The 19,105-nt window shown below is 30.1% G+C and carries 11 protein-coding genes; 9 read left to right on the top strand and 2 right to left on the bottom strand.

The features are described 5' to 3' along the window. Positions 1 to 39: 39 nt before the first annotated feature. Together CUEA01_RS22505 and CUEA01_RS22500 are read right to left on the bottom strand one after the other, a co-directional pair. Positions 40 to 1,698, bottom strand: a complete 1,659-nt coding sequence (locus CUEA01_RS22505; protein WP_234124441.1) for a M56 family metallopeptidase — start codon at positions 1,696 to 1,698, stop codon at positions 40 to 42. Positions 1,699 to 1,716: 18 nt separating this feature from the next. Further along, positions 1,717 to 2,097, bottom strand: coding sequence for a BlaI/MecI/CopY family transcriptional regulator (locus tag CUEA01_RS22500; protein ID WP_234124440.1), 381 nt, complete (start codon positions 2,095 to 2,097; stop codon positions 1,717 to 1,719). Between the two features lie 269 nt (positions 2,098 to 2,366). Between CUEA01_RS22500 and CUEA01_RS22495 the strand changes: the two genes are divergently transcribed. The 9 genes from CUEA01_RS22495 to CUEA01_RS22455 all read left to right on the top strand — a co-directional run bounded on the left by CUEA01_RS22495 (position 2,367) and on the right by CUEA01_RS22455 (position 19,102). Next, entirely contained in the window at positions 2,367 to 3,608 is a 1,242-nt protein-coding gene (locus CUEA01_RS22495; protein ID WP_234124439.1) for a hypothetical protein, read from the top strand. An 11-nt stretch (positions 3,609 to 3,619) separates the two neighbouring features. After that, a complete protein-coding gene (locus CUEA01_RS22490; RefSeq protein WP_234124438.1) occupies positions 3,620 to 4,804 on the top strand; it encodes a hypothetical protein in 1,185 nt (394 codons plus the stop codon). An 11-nt stretch (positions 4,805 to 4,815) separates the two neighbouring features. After that, positions 4,816 to 7,449, top strand: coding sequence for a GAP1-N2 domain-containing protein (locus tag CUEA01_RS22485; protein WP_234124437.1), 2,634 nt, complete (start codon positions 4,816 to 4,818; stop codon positions 7,447 to 7,449). Positions 7,450 to 7,672: 223 nt separating this feature from the next. Further along, positions 7,673 to 8,767: a hypothetical protein gene (locus CUEA01_RS22480; RefSeq protein WP_234124436.1), complete on the top strand. Its 1,095-nt coding sequence runs from the start codon at positions 7,673 to 7,675 to the stop codon at positions 8,765 to 8,767. Between the two features lie 275 nt (positions 8,768 to 9,042). Continuing rightward, positions 9,043 to 10,779 (top strand): vWA domain-containing protein, encoded by a 1,737-nt coding sequence (locus CUEA01_RS22475; protein ID WP_234124435.1) that lies wholly within the window; start codon positions 9,043 to 9,045, stop codon positions 10,777 to 10,779. A gap of 218 nt (positions 10,780 to 10,997) precedes the next feature. Then, positions 10,998 to 14,414 (top strand): tubulin-like doman-containing protein, encoded by a 3,417-nt coding sequence (locus CUEA01_RS22470; RefSeq protein ID WP_234124434.1) that lies wholly within the window; start codon positions 10,998 to 11,000, stop codon positions 14,412 to 14,414. Positions 14,415 to 14,632: 218 nt separating this feature from the next. Next, the gene (locus tag CUEA01_RS22465) at positions 14,633 to 16,954 is read left to right on the top strand and encodes a hypothetical protein (RefSeq protein WP_234124432.1); all 2,322 of its coding nucleotides are present in this window, start codon (positions 14,633 to 14,635) and stop codon (positions 16,952 to 16,954) included. After that, positions 16,951 to 18,231 carry a vWA domain-containing protein gene (locus CUEA01_RS22460; protein ID WP_234124431.1) on the top strand — a complete coding sequence of 427 codons (1,281 nt, stop codon included), beginning with the start codon at positions 16,951 to 16,953 and terminating at the stop codon, positions 18,229 to 18,231. The genes CUEA01_RS22465 and CUEA01_RS22460 overlap by 4 nt, the downstream gene beginning before the upstream one ends. Positions 18,232 to 18,463: 232 nt before the next feature. Next, positions 18,464 to 19,102, top strand: a complete 639-nt coding sequence (locus CUEA01_RS22455) for a hypothetical protein (protein ID WP_234124430.1) — start codon at positions 18,464 to 18,466, stop codon at positions 19,100 to 19,102. The last annotated feature ends 3 nt before the right edge of the window (positions 19,103 to 19,105 follow it).

Here is a 19,105-nt window from a genome sequence, read left to right as displayed (position 1 = left end):
GAATTCAATTGCTATTGTAACAGTCTTTTGACTATACATCTACCATTGTATTCCTGGATCATTTGCCATATCATCAGCTGTACTACGAGGATCTAAAACAAAGTAATGATTCAATATAGGCTCATTATTACCCTTTAAAGGTTTAGAAAATACAAATTCAATTTTAACTTTATATTTTTCATGCGTCTTGTTGTCTATGACCAATGTTGTATAGCCAATAATTTTTTGGCCATTAACTGTTACATTGTATACAGGATTTCCGAAAAAACTCCTTACCATTGTAAGGGATAGTTGACTTAATCTACTATCAAATGACCTTACTTCAAAAACTTGCCCTCTTTTAACTCCAAAAACGACATTGTATTTTGAATAAGTGTAAAATTTACTATTTTTAATCTGTGGCACAGAATCTTCTCTATCTGCTTTTCCCAATTTTGCTTCGATAATCTGAATAGAAGTAGTATAAACCGCAAAATCGGAGTTTATAATTTTACCTTCTGAAGCTGAATTTTTAATATTTTTAAGAAGTATATTTTGTGAATTAGAATTTTGTTCAGAGTTAATTGAATTAATTACGGAATTTTTGGGTGTACTACTTGAAGAAGTATTTGTAGCATTTTTATTGGAAGAAGCAGTTGCATTAGATGTATTTGTAGTATTGTTTAAATTACTACTCAGAGTTTTAGACGTACTTGAACAACCAGCCATAAATATTAAACATAAAGCTATAACAGTACTTGTAATTGATTTTTTATTAAATGATGAGATCATAATTATTCTCCTTTTACTATATCTACTAGAAAAACCTAAAGTTCCAATAAACAAATTTGGTTTTGAAAGTATTTTAAGCATAGTAATAATAGTTTCACCATATTTTCTAATTTCGCTAAAATCTAAAACGGAGAGGGCGGTGGCATCGCATGCTAACTCGCAATCTTGTTTAAACTCATAAAGTGCGTATAAAATTAATGGGTTGAACCAATATATAACCTGAAGAAGCATAATGACTACATTTATTATTAGGTCTTTCCTTTTTATATGAATTAATTCATGTAAAAATATAAATTTTAGTTCTTGTAAAGATAATCTATCAATAACATGTTGAGAAATTAATATTTTAGGGTGTATAATTCCATAAACAGCTGGTGATTTTATATTGTTGCTGCAAATAATGGGTATTTTTGAGTTTATACCAAGTTTTAATTTAGTTTCTTTTAATATGTCATTTACATCATGTCTATTACAAATAGAATTTCTTTTTATATTGATTAATAACATTATATTCACAAAAATTATATATGATATAATCAGTAAGATTCCAATAACCCAAATTAGGGAGGCTGTTTTAAAATTAAATGTGTTGTGTACAGTTATTGGTTTTGCATAATTATATTTTGGTGCAGTAACTTGATAAGCCGTATTAGTATTTAAATTTGTAATGCTGGAAAAGTTTTTATTTACTACTGAAGACACATCATATTTTTGAGAATTATTATTAATAAATTTAAAGGTATTTAATTGAGGTTGAAGATTTAATGGTATTGTAAGTTTTAGTACAAGTAAAAACCAAATATAGTAATGAAATTTGCCACTGAGTTTTTTTCTGAAGATAGCTTTTATTAGCAAAATGACAAGTGCAAATATACTGCCCATTAATGATAAGGATACAATTTGTAGAAATAAATTAGCTAAACCCATAAGGTTTCACCATACCTTTCATTTTTTCATACCTTCATCAAGCAAGCGTTGTAATTCCTCAATTTCATTTTTAGATAGACTTTTGTTATTAATGAAATTGCTAATCATGAGATTAACTGATCCATCGTAGACTTTTTTAATAAAGGACTTAGTTTCTTCCATGACATAATCATTTTTATTTAAAAGTGGATAAAATTTAAATTGAGGACCTTCCTTATTAACGCCTAAAGCTCCTTTATTAACTAGTCTATTAATTAGCGAATGAATAGTTTTTGGTTTCCAATCAGTTTTTGAACTTAAGTTTTCAATTATCTGAGTAGAAGTTAATTGAGGTTCTTTCCACAGTATTTTGATTACAAGCCATTCAGCATCAGATATTTTGCATTTCTTATTATTCATTAAAATTTATCTCCTTCCTACAAGTGTAGTACGTATTTATAGATTACACTTGTAGGAAACAAAAGTCAAGCAAAAAATTACATAAAATACAATTTAAAACAGAGTGCAATGTCTGTACTCTGTTTTAATATGTGTTGTTCAAGAAAATTTAATAAATTAAGCTTCAGAAAGTGGCTGATTTACTTGGGTTTAAAAGCAAAAGAGAGTAGACAACCAAACTAAATAAATTTATAATTAAAATCATAGTCTAGTGATTTGAGGTGAATTTATTGGATTGTGAAAACAAAGAAAAGGCAATTAGCGAATTAAAGGATGAAATAGAAGTAGTGCTGTCTATAAAAGATGACATTACACAAGATGAAATAAATAACTTTAAAGAAGAATTTTCTATATTTACAGAAAAGGAAATAAGACAAGAAATTTCAAAGCTTACACAAAATGAAAAGTATATAGAAGAATATTCAGAGAATATAAATCCTTGTAAGCAAGATGAAATTGAAAATAATGCGGAAGAGATAGATGATGTTAAAGAATATAAAATTGGAGAGAAAAGTGAAAGTAAGGAACAAGAAAATATTAATCTTGGGGACACCATACGAATTGACAGAGATAAAATAAATGAGGCTATTTTAAAATTTAAAAGCGAAGAAGCTCCAAATGAAGAAATACAGAAGGAAAATATTGAAATTAGTGATGCCATTTTAATTTCTGCTATTAAAGATGTAGAAGAAAATTTAAGTGTAAATAAGACAAAAGTTGAAGATGAAAAGAATTATGATACTGATGATGATATTAAGATTAAAGAAGTGAAGAAGCCAGAAAAAGTATCATACGAGGCGAAAGAAGTAGAAGATATTGAGCCCGGTAGGTTACCTGAGAATATAAGAGTTATAAGAGGAGAGGTTAAATATAATCAGCTTTCAATAGATTGGGATTGGCCATATGGCGTTAAAAAGACATTAATTTTATATAGAAATGATAAATTTCCTACAAAACCTGATGATAGCAGTGCTGTAAAAATAATAGTAGAAAAAAATTACGGAGAAACTATAGGACAGTTTACAATTCACAAAATTAAAGAGGAAAATTATTATTTTTGTGTTTTCCCAATTATCGAGGCTAATGGTGAAATAAATTACCTTGAAGGAAAGAGACGACTTATTGTAAGTAAGTCTCCAAGTGAAATTTCATATGAATTAAAGGTTAAAAGAAAGTTATTTTATGGTATTAAAGCTGTAAGTATAATATTTAGCACGTCATCTGAGGAAGTTAACATGCCACCTACAGTACTTATTGCGAAAAAAGGAAACATGCCTGTTTTCAAATCTGACGGTGAGGAAATCTACAAATTTGATTATATAAAAATAGGTAAGCATGAGACTGTGGAAGTTGAAATACCAATTAATATAATAAAGAAAAACACATATATTAAGCTATTTTTAGAGGATGAAAGAAATAGTTCAATGTTTAGGATAATACCACCAGCAAAGAGAGAATTATATTTCAAATAGGAAGTGAAGTTATGAATTTTGGTAAGAAAGATTACTATATATGTCCATTTTGTTTTACAAAACATGGCTTAAATGAAGTTGGATTTATATGCAAAAATGAAAGATACAATAAAGATGGACAAATATGTTTAAATGCTAAAAATAATAAGATAATGTTTAATGAAAATACAGAAGTTAAAGAAATTCCAAAATCCATGCACTGTAGTGAATGTGGGGAAGTATCAACTACAAAAGTATGCCCAACCTGTGGCTCGGAGCTTCCATATACAATAGGTGAATATGATGATTTAGTTTTTGCTATAATAGGTGCAAAGGAAGCTGGAAAAAGCCATTACATGGCAGTATTAATAGATAAAATAATGAATGAAATAGGTGCGGCTTTTGATTGCAGTCTTCAAGCAATAGATGATGCCACTATAAAAAGATATAGAAATGATTTTTACTATCCTGTGTTTAGAAAAAATGAACTTATAAAAATCACACGTTCAGCTAAAACTGATGAAAGCGTGAGTAAGCCTTTATTGTATACTCTTTCATTTAGAGAGAAAAGTAAGTTTGCGAGATTAATTAAAGGAAATAGTGTGAAAAAAGTTGTTACAATAGCGTTTTTTGATACAGCAGGTGAGGATTTGAACGAGGAAGATACAATGAAAACTGTTAATAAGTATATATATAATTCCTCAGGAATCATTTTCCTTTTAGATCCTCTTCAACTTCCAGAGGTAAGAGAAAAGATGCCAAAGGGAATGAAGCTTCCAGAGCAAAATACGGAAATAGATGACTTGCTTTCAAGAACTGCCAATTTAATAAGGAAGGCAAATGGTATAGGTTTAGAAAATCCAATAGATATACCAGTTGCAGTTGCATTCTCTAAAATTGATGCATTGGAAGAGATAATAGGAAAGTCTTGCTGTATTAATTATCCGAGCAAACACGTGGAAGAGGGAAAATTTGATATAGCTGATTTTGAGGATGTTGATAATACTATGGAAGCCTTAGTAAAGGAATGGGGAGGAACTAACTTTACAAATCAATTAAGTGCTAATTTTAAAGACTATGCATATTTTGGGCTTACGGCACTTGGATGTAACCCAGAAAGTAATAAAATACAAAAATTGAGACCACACAGAGTGGAAGATCCTTTTTTATGGTTGCTTTGGAAATACAAACTTATAAAGGCTGAAAAAAGGAAGTGACATTCTTACCTATGAAGATATATCAATTATATTATACCTCTTGTAAAAAGGGATTAACTTCTGGAATGGGATTTCAAACCTATTCCATGTCAGAAGGAATTACTGAAGAAGAGAGGCAAGAAATAGAAAGGCATTGCAATTATATAGAGCCGAGTAGCCTGACCAGTAATCCTACTGATGAAGAAATAAAAGAAAACTTTCCTATAGCTTTCTCTTTTTTTAAATTAAAAAATGGTAAATCATGTATTTGTAAAATAAAATATAAAGGAAAGGATTATTCGGGTAGATTTGGAAATTATTTTTGCCATGTGCTTATATGGGATGCTGGAGAACTACCTTTTTACCCAATCGAAATTTATAATTCAAGAATTTTTAAAGATGGACTTACAGAGGAAGAGGAAAATGAAGAAGATATAAGGCCACTTCCAATATTAAATCATATTTTAGAGGAAGATTTTATAACTACTTCTGACATTGAAAAGTTTTTAAAGGGAGCTTCTCTCAAAAAAAGAACTAAAAGTTTAAATGATTTAATTGATGGTATTATTGATGCTAAAGAAAGCGATAAAAAAATTGTTTTTTCAGATGATCCTAAAAACCTACATATGTGGATTGCAGCAGCAACTATGGCATTGCCACTTTCTATGGCAAACAGTATAACTTTTAATACTTATAGCTTTAATGCCTTTAATGCTGGAGAATTTTTATGTGGCGGCTTAGAGGAGAATTTAGGAACTCAGCTAAACAACACAAACAAAAATTATAAATTTAATGTATTTAATTTTAAGTTAGGAAATAGTAGTGAAGTGGAGTTAAAAACCAAATTTGCAAAACAAGCTGCACTTGAATATACAATAATAAAAGATTATAGAAAAGATATTATAGACTTTATAGAGGCATTTAATTATAAAAAGGTAGATTCAAATATAGATAACTGTGTAAATTTATTTAGCATAATAAACAATGGACTTCAAAAAGTAAATGATGTGGATGCTGTAAATGCCATAGCTTTTGCAAATAAATATGGATCGGAAAGTACTCTTGAGAAAATAATGAGTACAATTGATGCTGAAGCGTTAAATAAAATAACTACAAATTTAAATCTCAAAATGGCAGAGGTTATGTTTAAATTCCTGTTCAGGATATCAAAGATTACCGAGAAACCTGAATATATTAATAAAGCATATGAATTTTTCTTTGATTCAATTCAGTTCATGGTTATAGATGGTAAGGATATAAACATAGAAGATATACTAAAACTTTACCAGGATATAAGAAATTATAACGAAGATAATCTTCAAAAGTTTGTTTCAAAATCTGCGTATGGTGAGAGGCTCCGGAATATTGCTGTTTATCTTGAAGGTGGATTACCAAGGCATGCTCAGTTTTATTTTTGTAGTATAATTGGAGATTTTATGGAGCTTAAAATACCATGGGAGTATTTTGGAAAAAATGTTAACTTTAAAAAATTTATAGTTATTTGCCTCAAGGTACTTTTAGGTGATAAAAATAAATTTATGCATGCACTTAGATATGTTCAAGATTATGCAGATTATTTTTCAAATGTAGTTAACATAGCTTATGAGGTTTGCACAGCAAGAGAAAATTATATTGTGTTAGTTTCAAGTTATACGGATATTTTATATGAAATTTCTTTTTATAAATCAACTGAAATAGTTAAAAAGCTTGTTGAAAAAATGCATGGAGCTGACATATTAATAGAGTCCTTTAAATATAAAATTAGAAGTACAACTGACAAGGTTAGCTATTTTAATAGTTACTGTACTAACATATTCGATGAAAATGTAGACTATAGAAACAGATATTTTTCTGAAGCATTAGAAGTCCTTATTAGTGTTTTACAAAAGTATGAGTTTAATATGAGCTTTTATGAAAATCTTACTAAATACATTAGAACAAGAAAGCTTGAAAGAAATTTAGGTAAAAAACTTTCAGAAAGGCTTGTGGATGAATTTCAAAATTTAGTTCCTATTAAGCTTCCAGATGAAACTGAAATAGCTATTATAGCTGAAATTGACAATATAAAGTATTTGTATAAAATGGATATTAGACCTGATATTTCAGAAATAATTCAATGCGCAGATTCACTTTATAATGAAAAAGTTTATATAGAAGAGTTTTTGTGCAATGATGATATTTTTAAGTTTGATGGTATTAGCAAGGAAAAGTATGAGGCAATTTTAGACTTGATGTTTAAAATAATATGTCCCCTATTAAATGACATTTTGTCACATATGAAAATGAAAAGGATACTTATGTATGAAAAATATATGGTAACATATTTTAATACTTATATGCTTGCAATGGAGGATATTTTTGATTCTAAGGGAACAAATAAAATTTATTTGGATTTTATTTGTTTTATTATAAAAAGTCAAAGTTTATTTTCAGAGAAACAATTTAAAGACATAGAAGAAAATATAGTTATTAATATATCTAGTGTGGATACAAACCGTATTGAAGGCTATGATAAATATATCCAGAAAACTATTGAAAATTCAACAAGAGGAGAAGAAACAAGGGATGCAATAAGGACATGGATGGAAATGTACAAGGCAGCAAAGAAAGAATCAGAAGGAAAATCGATTTTTAATAAGCTTCAACAGAAAATTTATAAAAAATAATTAAAAAAGAGTACAAAGTACAAAGTACAGAGTACAGTGAAGGAGGATTTATACGCCTAGCGTTGGATAAATCTTAGAACTTATTGGTTCACCTTCGGTGAAGAAAGAGGGTTTGGGCGTTAGCCCATTAAGTTATAAAATTTTCTGTGCTAGCAGAAAATTAACATTCACTGTACTTTGTACTCTGTACTCCGTACTCTGAAAAAGGATTGGTGGTGGTATATTGCTTCTTATAATCAAGGAATTTCTTATAGTGCTGCTATTATTTGCTTTAGTTAAGGTTGCTATGGTTATATTTAGACCAGTGCATGAAATTATTTCTTCTATAACCTTAAGCATAGGTAAAGGTGTGATTTATGCTGCAACAGCTGTGATTGTTTTGCCGAAAAAAATATCTGGTAAGGCTAGCGTAAATGTAAGTGAAAGTAATGATGATATTCCTTTTAGTGAAAGAATAAATAAATTTTTTAAGAGTATAGCTGCTGAAGCTGTAAAATTAATTGGAATAGTATATATGCATAATAAAGTCAGCTATAGTATATGCCCTAATTGTTTTACAAAATACAGTGAACCTAGATATGTATGTCCAAAATGCGGAACTGTATATCACAGTCTTGAACCTAGCAATAATGGTGTATTTAGTATAGAATGCAGTTGTGGATATAAAATACCTGTAACTGCCTATGGAAAGCGAAAATTAAAAACACTTTGTCCCACATGTGGCAATGAAAATCCTATTCCGGAGATTGAATCTTTTGTTATTGCAGTAATAGGCGGAAGGGGAAGTGGGAAAAGCACATTTATAGAAAACAGTGAACTAAGTAAAATAAGTACGGGAAAAGAAGTTTTTTATGAGACAATAATAGAAGATGAAACAGGCAAAGAAAAGCACATTATGGTTGTTGAAACAGAAGGAAAAGACTTTATTAGTAGTGAGAATTTAAAGCAACATAAATATTATGAATACAACAGTGGGTTTATATTTATTATTGATGCTTTTTCTGTAGGTAGTGCTAAAAATTTTAATAATGAAACGTATATATTAAGTGATGTACTAGATACAACTATTTTAAATCTTCAAAAGAATTATAATTTAAAACCAGGAGAAAGAATACAAAAGCCAACTGCATTTGTTTTAGCCAAAAGTGATATGCTGGATAATGTAAATATAAAAAAGGAATCCCCAAAATTTCTCATAGAAAATGGAGAAGAAGTATTTGTAAATAAAATACATAATAATTTTACAACATACAAGTTTTTTAAAACAGGTTTGAAGGAAAATCAAGAAATAATTAATTGGATTACAAGAAATATGTAATAAATTATTAAGAATTTTGACACAAAAAGTATGATATAGTTTAGGTATAATAGAAGAAAACCAGAGTACAGAGAACAAAGTACAGAGTACAGTGAAGGAGGATTTGCCTTCCTTATGTCAGGTAAATCTTTAAACGTATGGTATTAGTTTTGCTGATAATGGCATACTGGGTTTGGGCGTCAGCCCATTAAGTTTAAAGTTTTCCGTATAGACAGAAAACTAACCTTCATTGTACTCTGTACTCTGTACTTTGTACTCTGTTTCGGAGGGTTTTTATGAAAATATTTTTGAAAAAAAGTTATCGGCTTTTTTTAATTATGCTGATAATTGTAATACAAGCTTTATACATACCAAAGGTTCAGGCAGAAAGTGTTTCACATTCAAATTTAGATACGGTATTTTTACTTGATTCTAGTGGATCTATGAAGGAAAGTGATCCAGAAGAAATTAGAATAGAAGCTATTAAAATGTTTCTAGATATGAGTGAGGATTCAGGGAATAAATTTGGACTCGTAGCGTACTCTGATAATATAGTACGGGAACACAGTTTGGATGCTGTAAATTCAAAAGCTGATAAAGAAAATATTAAAAATATGATAAATGGAATACAGCTTGGACAAAAAACTGATACTGGAATGGGATTAAAGGAAGCTGTAAGTTTGATGGACAATGGACATGAAAGTGGACACAGGCCAGTCATAATACTTCTATCCGATGGAAAAAATGATCCTGCAAGAAGTGAGGCCGATTCAGAAAAAGATTTAAACAGTGCGATAGAAACGGCTAAAAGTAAGGGATATAAAGTATATACAATAGGACTTAATTATGATGGAACTGTAGATAAAGCACTACTTGCAAATATAGCAGAGAGCACTGGTGGGAAAAGCTATATAACAAGTACGGCAGCAGATTTACCCAAAATACTTACAGATATATATGCTGATAATTCAAAAGTAAAGGTTCAAGATGGAGGGTCAATAACTGCAAATGGAGCTTTTCAAGATGTTAAAATAAATATACCAAATTCAGATGTTGCAGAGGCAAATATATCGATGCTTTCCAGTAAGCCTTTAGAAATTAAGCTTGAGGATAATAAGGGAAAGGAAGTAGCTTTGCCATCTCAAGCAGCCTATGTATCTACATCGAAAAAGTATACTCTGCTTAAAATATTAAAACCAGAAAAAGGTGACTGGACACTTAAGGTAAAAGGTGTAAATGGGGACAATATAAAAGTAAATTTTGTATATAATTATGATTTAACAGTAGGCACAAGTATAAGTCCAACTTCAATAAAAAAAGGTGATAGCATAAATGTTTCAGCTTACCTTATGAGTAATGGACAAAAAGTATCTGACAAAAGCGTGTACAATGGCGTAAATGCTAAGCTTATAATTAAAAATTTAAAGGATAATTCCATAAAAGAAAGTAATTTAACTAAAAATGCAAATAATTATACAGGAAAGTATAAATTTGATACGCAAGGTAATTATGAAGTTAGTGTTAAGCTTGATGGAAATAGCTTCTTCAGGGAAAGTAATCCGGTAAAAGTAATTGTGCAAAATGGAGTAGTTACAACCTCTAAAGCTTCAAGTACAGTAAAAATAATTGTAATAATTATAGTGCTTTTAATTGCTTTGGCTTTAGCTTTATTTATAATAAACTCAATCAAGAAAGGCAGAAGAAAAGGCTTTGGACGAGTTATGCTTGAAGTAAGAGATGAAAGCACTGGAGAAGTAATGTCACCTAAATATAAGCTTCTTGAAGGCTATACAGGCAAATTCAGTTTATATGAAGTCTTGGGACTAAAAGAAGAATTTGCAGAAACAGAAAACTTATATTTTAAATTTGGAAATGAGTGTTTAATATTAGATAACAAATCTGAATGCATAGTGAAAAAATCAGGAAGAAACATTGAAAAAGGCGAAAACATAGAAATACTAAATGGAGATAGAATAGTTGCGATTTTAAATAAAGTTGAAAAAACTATTTCAATGGAATTTTATACAGACTAGAAAGCAGAGTACAGAGTACAAAGTACAAAGTACAAAGTACAAAGTACAGTGAAGGAGGATTTGCCTTCCTTGCGTCAGGCAAATCTTTGAATAAATAGTTCACCTTCGGTGAGAGAGGTTTGGGCGATAGCCCAATTAAGTTGTAAAATTTTCAGCGGCAGCTGAAAATTATCCATCACTGTACTCTGTACTCCGTACTCTGTTCTCTGAACAAAGGAGTGTTTATATTGAATGGTAAAGTTAGAGAACAAATAAGAGAATTTGATGTTATGACTGGCGGAGGGATTATTAGTGATAAAATCCGTATAGATAAAATAGATAATCCCGTACTTATAATTGGTATAGGTGGAACAGGAATTGATGCTCTTTTAAGGGTTAAATATCAGATAAATAGAAGATTTAATCTCCCAGAGGATGAAATAACAAAGGTGAGAAAGGAAAAGCCAAATGGAGTTGAATTTCTTGCTTTTGAAACTAATGCATATGAAAAAAACAAGAATTTTAGAGGAATAGGGCTTGATCCACAAAGCGAATTGGTGCTTTTATCAAATGCTCAAATAGGTTCTATATTAAATGATAGAGAAATTCTTGATGACTGCATAAAAGAATGGCTTTCACCTGAACTTAGTATATCAGATGGTATGCAGGGTGCAAATGGAAATAGGCAAGCTGGCAGACTTCTTTTGTTTACAAAAATAAATGAAGTAGTTGAAAGTATAAGAAAGAAAATATGGAATGTAATGCAGAATACTAATGAAAAGCTTGAAGTATTCATACTTACAGGTATATCAGGTGGTACAGGAAGCGGAAGTTTTATTGATATTGCATATTTAGTAAGAGGACTTATACAAGAAAAGTTTGGAGATCAGGGTATAGATAAGGTAAATGTACTTGGATACTTATTTACTCCAGATGTAAACTTGTCTAAAAATCCAGAAATAAATGCTAGAAGCTATATAATAAAAAATGGATATGCAGCACTTAAAGAAGTGGATTACTTAATGAACATACCTGAAAGAGGAGATAGGTTTGTCCAAAATTATAAGAACTTTAAAGTTGATTCTCCTTCGGCACCTTTTGATGTATGCCATTTAATATCTGCAACAAATAAACAAGGAAAGATACTTGAAAATGGATATGAGTATTCCATGAATGTTACAGCAGAAATTATAACAAACTTCATATCAAATGAGCAGAGAGAATCTGGACAAGAATTTGCTATACAGGATTGGCTAAGCAATGTTCCAACACTAATAAATCAAATGCCAAAGCCTTACAAGGCAAATTACAAATACGTCATAATAGGTGCTTCAGCAGCAGTACTTCCTATTGAAGAGATAACAACATATCTTGGCTGCAGGCTTTTTGAAAAAATGAATAAGATGTTTGAAAAATCACCTACAGAACAGGAAGTTGATCAGTTTATAAAAACTGTTAAGCTTGATATGGACTCTATAGAGGCTAGATTTGAAAAAGAATTGTTTGGAAGAAGACCACTATCAGGCTATGCTAACAGAGAAAAATTTAATTTTGATAACGTGATAAAAAAGCAGTCTATAAGCATAGATGAAGAGCTCTCAGCTTATCTAAGGGATGCCATTGATGAGTATGCTAAGGTAAATTATCAATATCCTGGTGAAATATCAAAAGCCATTAGAGAAAATATAGATAGAATGTTTAAGGATGCAAATAAGGGACCATTTTATGCCTCAAGAATACTCTTCACAGACAGAGGTTTTAATGCTTTGAAAACTGTAGAAGTTATAATTGAATCCCTTGAAGATAAAAGAAGAAGCATGCCTCAGCTAATTTCAGAACTTAAGGATAGGGCAGAAGATAAATTTGGAGAAGCAAGGAAAGCACTTTTATCAAAGGAAACTAAGAAAAATGATTATATTAAGGCAAAAATAGAAGAATATACAGCAAGAGCCGACGAGGAAAAGTATTCTAGGATGATAGATTTTTACAAGAGAGTTGTAGAAATAATAAGTCATGAAAATAACGCAATATATCATGTCTATACTGAAATACTGAATGAGTTAAATAAAATATTTAAAGAAGATGCGGATATACTTGTAAAATCTCGTGAAGAAGATAATCTATCAGGAGGAAAGACTTATTATTGGAATGTAATAGAGGTCCCAGATGTGGTTAAATCCATAGATGAAATAGTTGATAGGCAAGATGCAGACGAAGTTATAAGAAGATTCACATCAACGCTTTTAGAGGAATCACAAAAATGGATTGATGAGCAGCATGTTGATATAACAGGATCAATCTCAAAATTTGTTTCTGATCAATTTGAAAGCATAATTACAAAATCTATGGAAGAATTTATAGTGATGAAATATGGTGAAGATAAATCAATAGAGGATTTTGTTAGAAAAACTATAGCACCTAAACTTGATGATGATGCCATACCTGTATTTCAGCTTAATGATGCTGGTTCAAGCTTTACCTTCCCTTCATGGGACATGGTTTCTGTACCTATGAGAACTCCAAGAATAAAGAAAGGTATAGAGCAATACAAAGTGACATCAACGCATGGAAGTCAAGTTAATGTAAGACAAAGTAAAGTTACAAATAGAATATTCTGGCTTAACACTGAGGTTGGAGTTCCACTTTACTCCTATGCTCCAATAAAACAATATGAACAAGAGTATGAGAAAACTATACTTAAACAAGATGGAATAGGAAGACATTTGGTTCAAAATAGAAACAACAACTGGGCGTATTTGCCATCACCTATACCAGAGGCTTCTTGGGGTGTAACCTATGATAATGAAAGAGTTAGAAAGCATAATGATGAAATAAGAGAACTTTTCTCAAGGGCAATAAAATACGAATGTATAGTTATGACAGATTCACAGCTAAGTTCTAAATATAAATGCGTAATTACAAAACCTTTTGATGTAAATACCATAATTAAAAAATACAACCTTGGACTAGAAGAAGGTGAAACACCTAATATAGGTGAAATAAATAAGTGTTTAATTGAACTTAGAAAGATAATGAAGGAAAAAAGTCTTACTAAAGTAGAATTCTCAGATAACCAAAAGTACTTCATATTTGATAGCAGAGATGAAGCAGCAGCAAAAGAAAGCTTTTTAAGAGCTCCAAGGCTTATAAAATTAGTAAAAGAAGAAGTTTTAAAATACTCTTCAATAGAAGCTGAAATAAACAAATTGCAGGCTTATGTTGCAGAAATAAATAAGAAAACAAAAATAGTAAATGACTTTTTACAAGCACTTTATACAGATACTATATGTAAAAAGGGAATAGTTTATATTTATGACAAGGATGAAAGTGAAAAAACGGACGTACCGCCTTTCTTAAATATAATGAAGCAAAAAGAGTATGCTGAATTTTACATTTTTAATAAGTATAAAGAACTTGAGGATAAAGAAATTAGCGTAATAAATGCTAAATCGGAAAAGAGATTTAATGACCTTTCCATGAAAGATGAGGGGCCGGATATAATTTATAAAAAGGTAAGCGAAATGGTAGCAAGCTACAGTAAATATGTAGAGGAACTTGAATATAGAAAATTTGAGTTTGAAAATGGAGACGAAATTTATAATTTTTATTCAGTTATGCTTGAGAAGGTTAGAGAGCTTAAAAAGACGCTAGAATAAGGCAGAGTACAAAGTACAGAGTACAGAGTACAGTGAATGAGGATTTATCTTCCTTGCGTCAGATAAATCTTTGAACTTATTGGTTCAGCTTTGCTGAAGGGTAAGTAGGTTTGGGCGGTAGCCCATTAAGTTGTAAAGTTTTCTGCGTAAGCTGAAAACTAACATTCATTGTACTTTGTACTCTGTCATCTGTACTCTGAATAAAGGGTGGTTGTTTTATGGAAGAATTATTTGAAAAGTTTACGCATAAGTATTCTAAAGAAATGGATAAGGAAGTACATAAGAATGATGAGCAGAGAAGTGTTAGAAACCCTGTTCTTTTTGTATTCTTAGGAGATAAATCCATAGAAGCCTCTAAAAAAGTTTATTCGCATATAACAAAGGATTTAGATAATGGAGATGGGCTTTTATTTCTTAATATATTTTCTAATAATAAATTTGAAGGAAATAATGTATTTAATTTTAATGTTCCATATGACAAAGAAGATATTAAAAATGTAAGGAAAAGCATATATGATAGGTTTTATTCAGATAATGAACTGCTCATTAATTTAAACAAAGAAATAGTGAAGGTTAAAAATAAAGTATTAGAGCACGGAGAAGAATTTTCAAGTTTTGAAAAAATAAATATAGCTGTTATAACAAGGGCAGATGATGAACTTAATATTTTAGTGCCAGAAATTACACTTCTTATAAAAGTAAAGCTTATGCAGCACTTTTTAATTACAGCTTGTGATTTGTATACTCTTGTAGAGACTAAAACTGGTGATGAAAATGATGAATTTCATAGAGGTGCTTTGGCAGTAAGCTTTTTTAAAGAAATGGAAGCTTTTCAAAGCAGTAAATTTAATTTTGAAAAAGAAATAGAGGTTTTTGATCAAAATAGAAGGTTAACTGTTAAGTGGGATAAGGCGTTATTTGATCTTGTTTATGTCCTAAGTGATGTTAACAAAAAAGGTATAGTTATAAAAAATAGCATGGAAGAAAATTATAATATAATTTCATATATAAGTCTTATAAAAAATAGAAAAATAAATAGTGAAAGCTATTATGATATAAAGAATAAAATTTATGATGATAACATATTTAAAAGAAATATATCTGACGAGAATGGAGAACTTACACTTGCTACAGCAGGACTTGCAGTTATAAAAAGACCTAATAGTGCTGTTTCAATGGCAGTGCTTTCTTGTGTTTATGAAGATATGCTCAATACTTTAAAGGATACCTCAGAAATAAAGGAAGTAGATATACTACTAAAACTTGGATTAGACGAGGGAACAGTTAATGAAAAGGTTGAAAAACTTATTCCAGCAGATAAAAGTGTAGAAGACATGATGGCAATTATGACGGTAAGTTCAAGAATTGAAGCAGATAGAATAACTCTTAAGGAAGTTGAAAAGGCACTATACAATGACATGTGCGAGAAATTTTATAAGATTAATTTTGAAGCCTATTCAAATGCAAAATTGAGTAATATAAATTTTAGAAGCTTGATAGGTGAAAGAGTAGAAAAAATAGCTAAAGATAAGCAAATGGGTATTTATGCAGCATATTTATGTACTAAGGATGATGAAATAATAGATACACTTAATGAAAGAATCAAGGAATATGAAATTGCTATAAAAAAGCTTAAAAGTGAAATTGATGAAGTATATGCAGGTGAAATAGAAAGACCATCTTTTTTTAAGTCAGTGTTTGGAAAAGGTGAAATTATAAAAGCTGCAAAAAATCAAATATTTAATGGAGTATACCTTAGAAAAATAGAAATACTTAAAGCGCAGCTAAATTGTAATTATCTTAAAAGCTGCATAGAAGAACTTTCAAATTTAAATACAAGCTTTACTGAATTTATAAAAGAACTTACTGAAACGAAAGAAAAAATTGATGGATATACTTTAGAACTCATAAAGGAAAATGATAATTACATAGGCCAAAATATAAGGGAATACTATGAAGTTATAGTAAAAGAGAAATTATTAAGGCTTAAAGAAAGGTTTGGCAAAAAAATTTATTTTAATGAGGAGTTTGTTCCCAATATATACGAAAGCATTAAAAGTGGAACTGAAGGGATAGTAGATAAGCTTCAACAAATGTGTTTAAAATATATACTTACAGAAAAAGAGTTTTCAATGACCTTCGAAGATGAATTAAGTGAAAGAACTAATATATCAACTGTGAGTTATAATAGAGAAATATCAACTAAAGAGGAAATATTTAAAAATTTATGTGTTATACTTGAAAATAATTCTATTTTAAAAGCGTTTATAATAGATTATAACGTTATAAAATATGAAGAAAAATATTTCTTTGGTGATTATAGCAGTGATTTTATAAAGTATGTATATAACTTTGATAAGAAATCAAAAAGCTGTGAGATAGGATATATTCATGAGAGAAGAGCAACCGGCATTGAAAAGCTTTCTTTAATGGGAGGTTTTAAAATAAAAGACCTTATATATTATAAAAATTCGCTCAAATATTATGAAGCGGCTTTAAAAGAGGCATATAAGCTTCATGGAGAAGGAGAAGTTTTATGAAGTTAAAAATAAATTGGCTTATGGTTTTAATGAGTGCAGTTGGTGGAACTCTAGCTTTTATAATTGGTGAGGTACTTATGGATTACTTTAAGTACTCAATGCCGCACAGCTTACTTATGGGGATGTATTTTGGTATTCTTTCTCTTTTAGTAGGGCTAATGTGCCTACTTGCAGAAGTGGCTTATCCAAAAATAAATGGGCTAAACTGGAGGCGTGATTATATAAGTTTATCATTTAAGTTTTTAATTCCATGCACATTAATAGTAACTCTTGTAGCAGGAACTTTATTTCAATTTTTGTACGAGTTATCCTTTAAGAAAAGCAGCAAGGTTATAAATGATGTTGTATTACTTATAGATACTTCCGGGAGTATGTCTAAGACGGATCCTAATAATGAAAGGTTTGATGCGGTAAATGATCTCTTAAATAGTATGAACAGTACAAACAGGGTTTCAGTATATACCTTTGATGACCATACAACAAAAATAAAAGTGATGTCCTATGTTGATAACAGTGTTAAAGATGACATAACAAATGAGCTTCAAAAGTATAAAAACCCATCAGGAAATACGAATATGAGAGAAGCACTTGATTCTGCTTATGATGAAATAAACAAATCAGAGGGAAAAGGCAGAAACGCAATGGTAATAATGCTATCAGATGGTGGAGATAATTATGATCTCGATAAGAAGTTTGATAAAACCATGGAGCCTTACAATTATGCTGGAATACCAGTTTACACAATAGGAATGTCAGATGGTGATAATTTTTATATGCTTAAAAAAATAGCACAAGCCTCAGGTGGAGATTATTACAATGTAAAAGATGTTAAAAATATAAAAAATACTTTTGTTAAAATATATAGAGATAGGCAAGGAAGACTTTTAAATGACAAGAGAAATGGAATTTACGGCGATAGCACCTTTTATGGCTGCTTAAGAGTAATCTTTATAACTTTAATATCAATATTAATTTCGGCAGCAGTAAGCTTTGTTCTTGATAACAAGTATCTTCTAAAAGGTTTTATAATAGGTGGAGCTATTGGCGGAATAATTGCAGGCTTGATACTCGAAATTGGTTTTAATACTGTATCATGGCACGGCTCACTTTACAGAGCACTAGCCGATTTGGCAATGGCAGTCGTATTTACTTTATTTGCACGGGAATATTATGACGAAAAAGGCGGCAAAAAGTCCTTTAGTAAAAAAAGAGTTGTAGAGACAAGCAAAAATAGTTTTGATAAAGATGTTAAAGGTTCGAGACACAGCTTTAGGTAAGGCAGAGTACGATGACAGAGTACAAAGTACAGAGTACAGAGTACAATGAAGGAGGATTTATCTTCCTCACGTCAGATAAATCTTAAAACTTATAGGTTCAGCTGCGCTGAACGGGATAATAAGGGTTTGGGCGTTAGCCCATTAAATTATAGATTTTCTGTGTTAACAGAAAATCAACCATCACTGTACTCTGTACTCTGTACTTTGTACTCTGAACAAATGGGGTGGAAATTTGGAAGTAAAAGAATTAACTAAGCAAACAGAAAGAATAACTGATTTAAAAGCTGAAATTTTTGAAAGTACTTTGACGCTTAGGTGGAAGTGGCAGGGCGATTCTGATATTGTGTATATATTTAAAGAAAGAGCTTCTAAAAATATTGAAGATATCGAGATAGATGAAGATTGTGTTAAATTGTATACTAAGGATGAGTATAGAGAATTCAACGGATATGTTGAAAAAATAAGAGATATAAATGAATATAAGTTTATTGTATTTCCAGCAAAAGAGGAAGAAACAGGTACAGTGTTAATAAAGCAACTAGATGGAGATAACCAAATTGCAGTGTGCACGGGAAAGCCAGAAATTATATATGAAATTTTGGAGCACAAAAAATTATTTTCAAAAATAAAAAGAGTACAATTAATTGTATTTGTAGACATGCCAATAAGCAAGGATACACTTTGTTATGTTAAAAAGAAGGGTGCATATCCAGAAAGCGAAAATGATGGTTTAAAGTTTCAGTTTCCAGCTGATTTTCATGTTGGAAAAAATGAAATGCAACCTTTTGAAATAGGTAAGGATGAATATATAAAAGTGTTTTTAAATGATGTAAAAAAGAGTGGAAGTAAATATATTTTGAAGCGAAGGTAAAGG

Source organism: Clostridium hydrogenum, assembly GCF_021432385.1.
GTDB classification, from domain to species: Bacteria; Bacillota; Clostridia; order Clostridiales; family Clostridiaceae; genus Clostridium_S; species Clostridium_S hydrogenum.
Note: the sequence above shows the minus strand (reverse complement) of the source record. Positions and strands in the feature narration are given on the sequence as shown.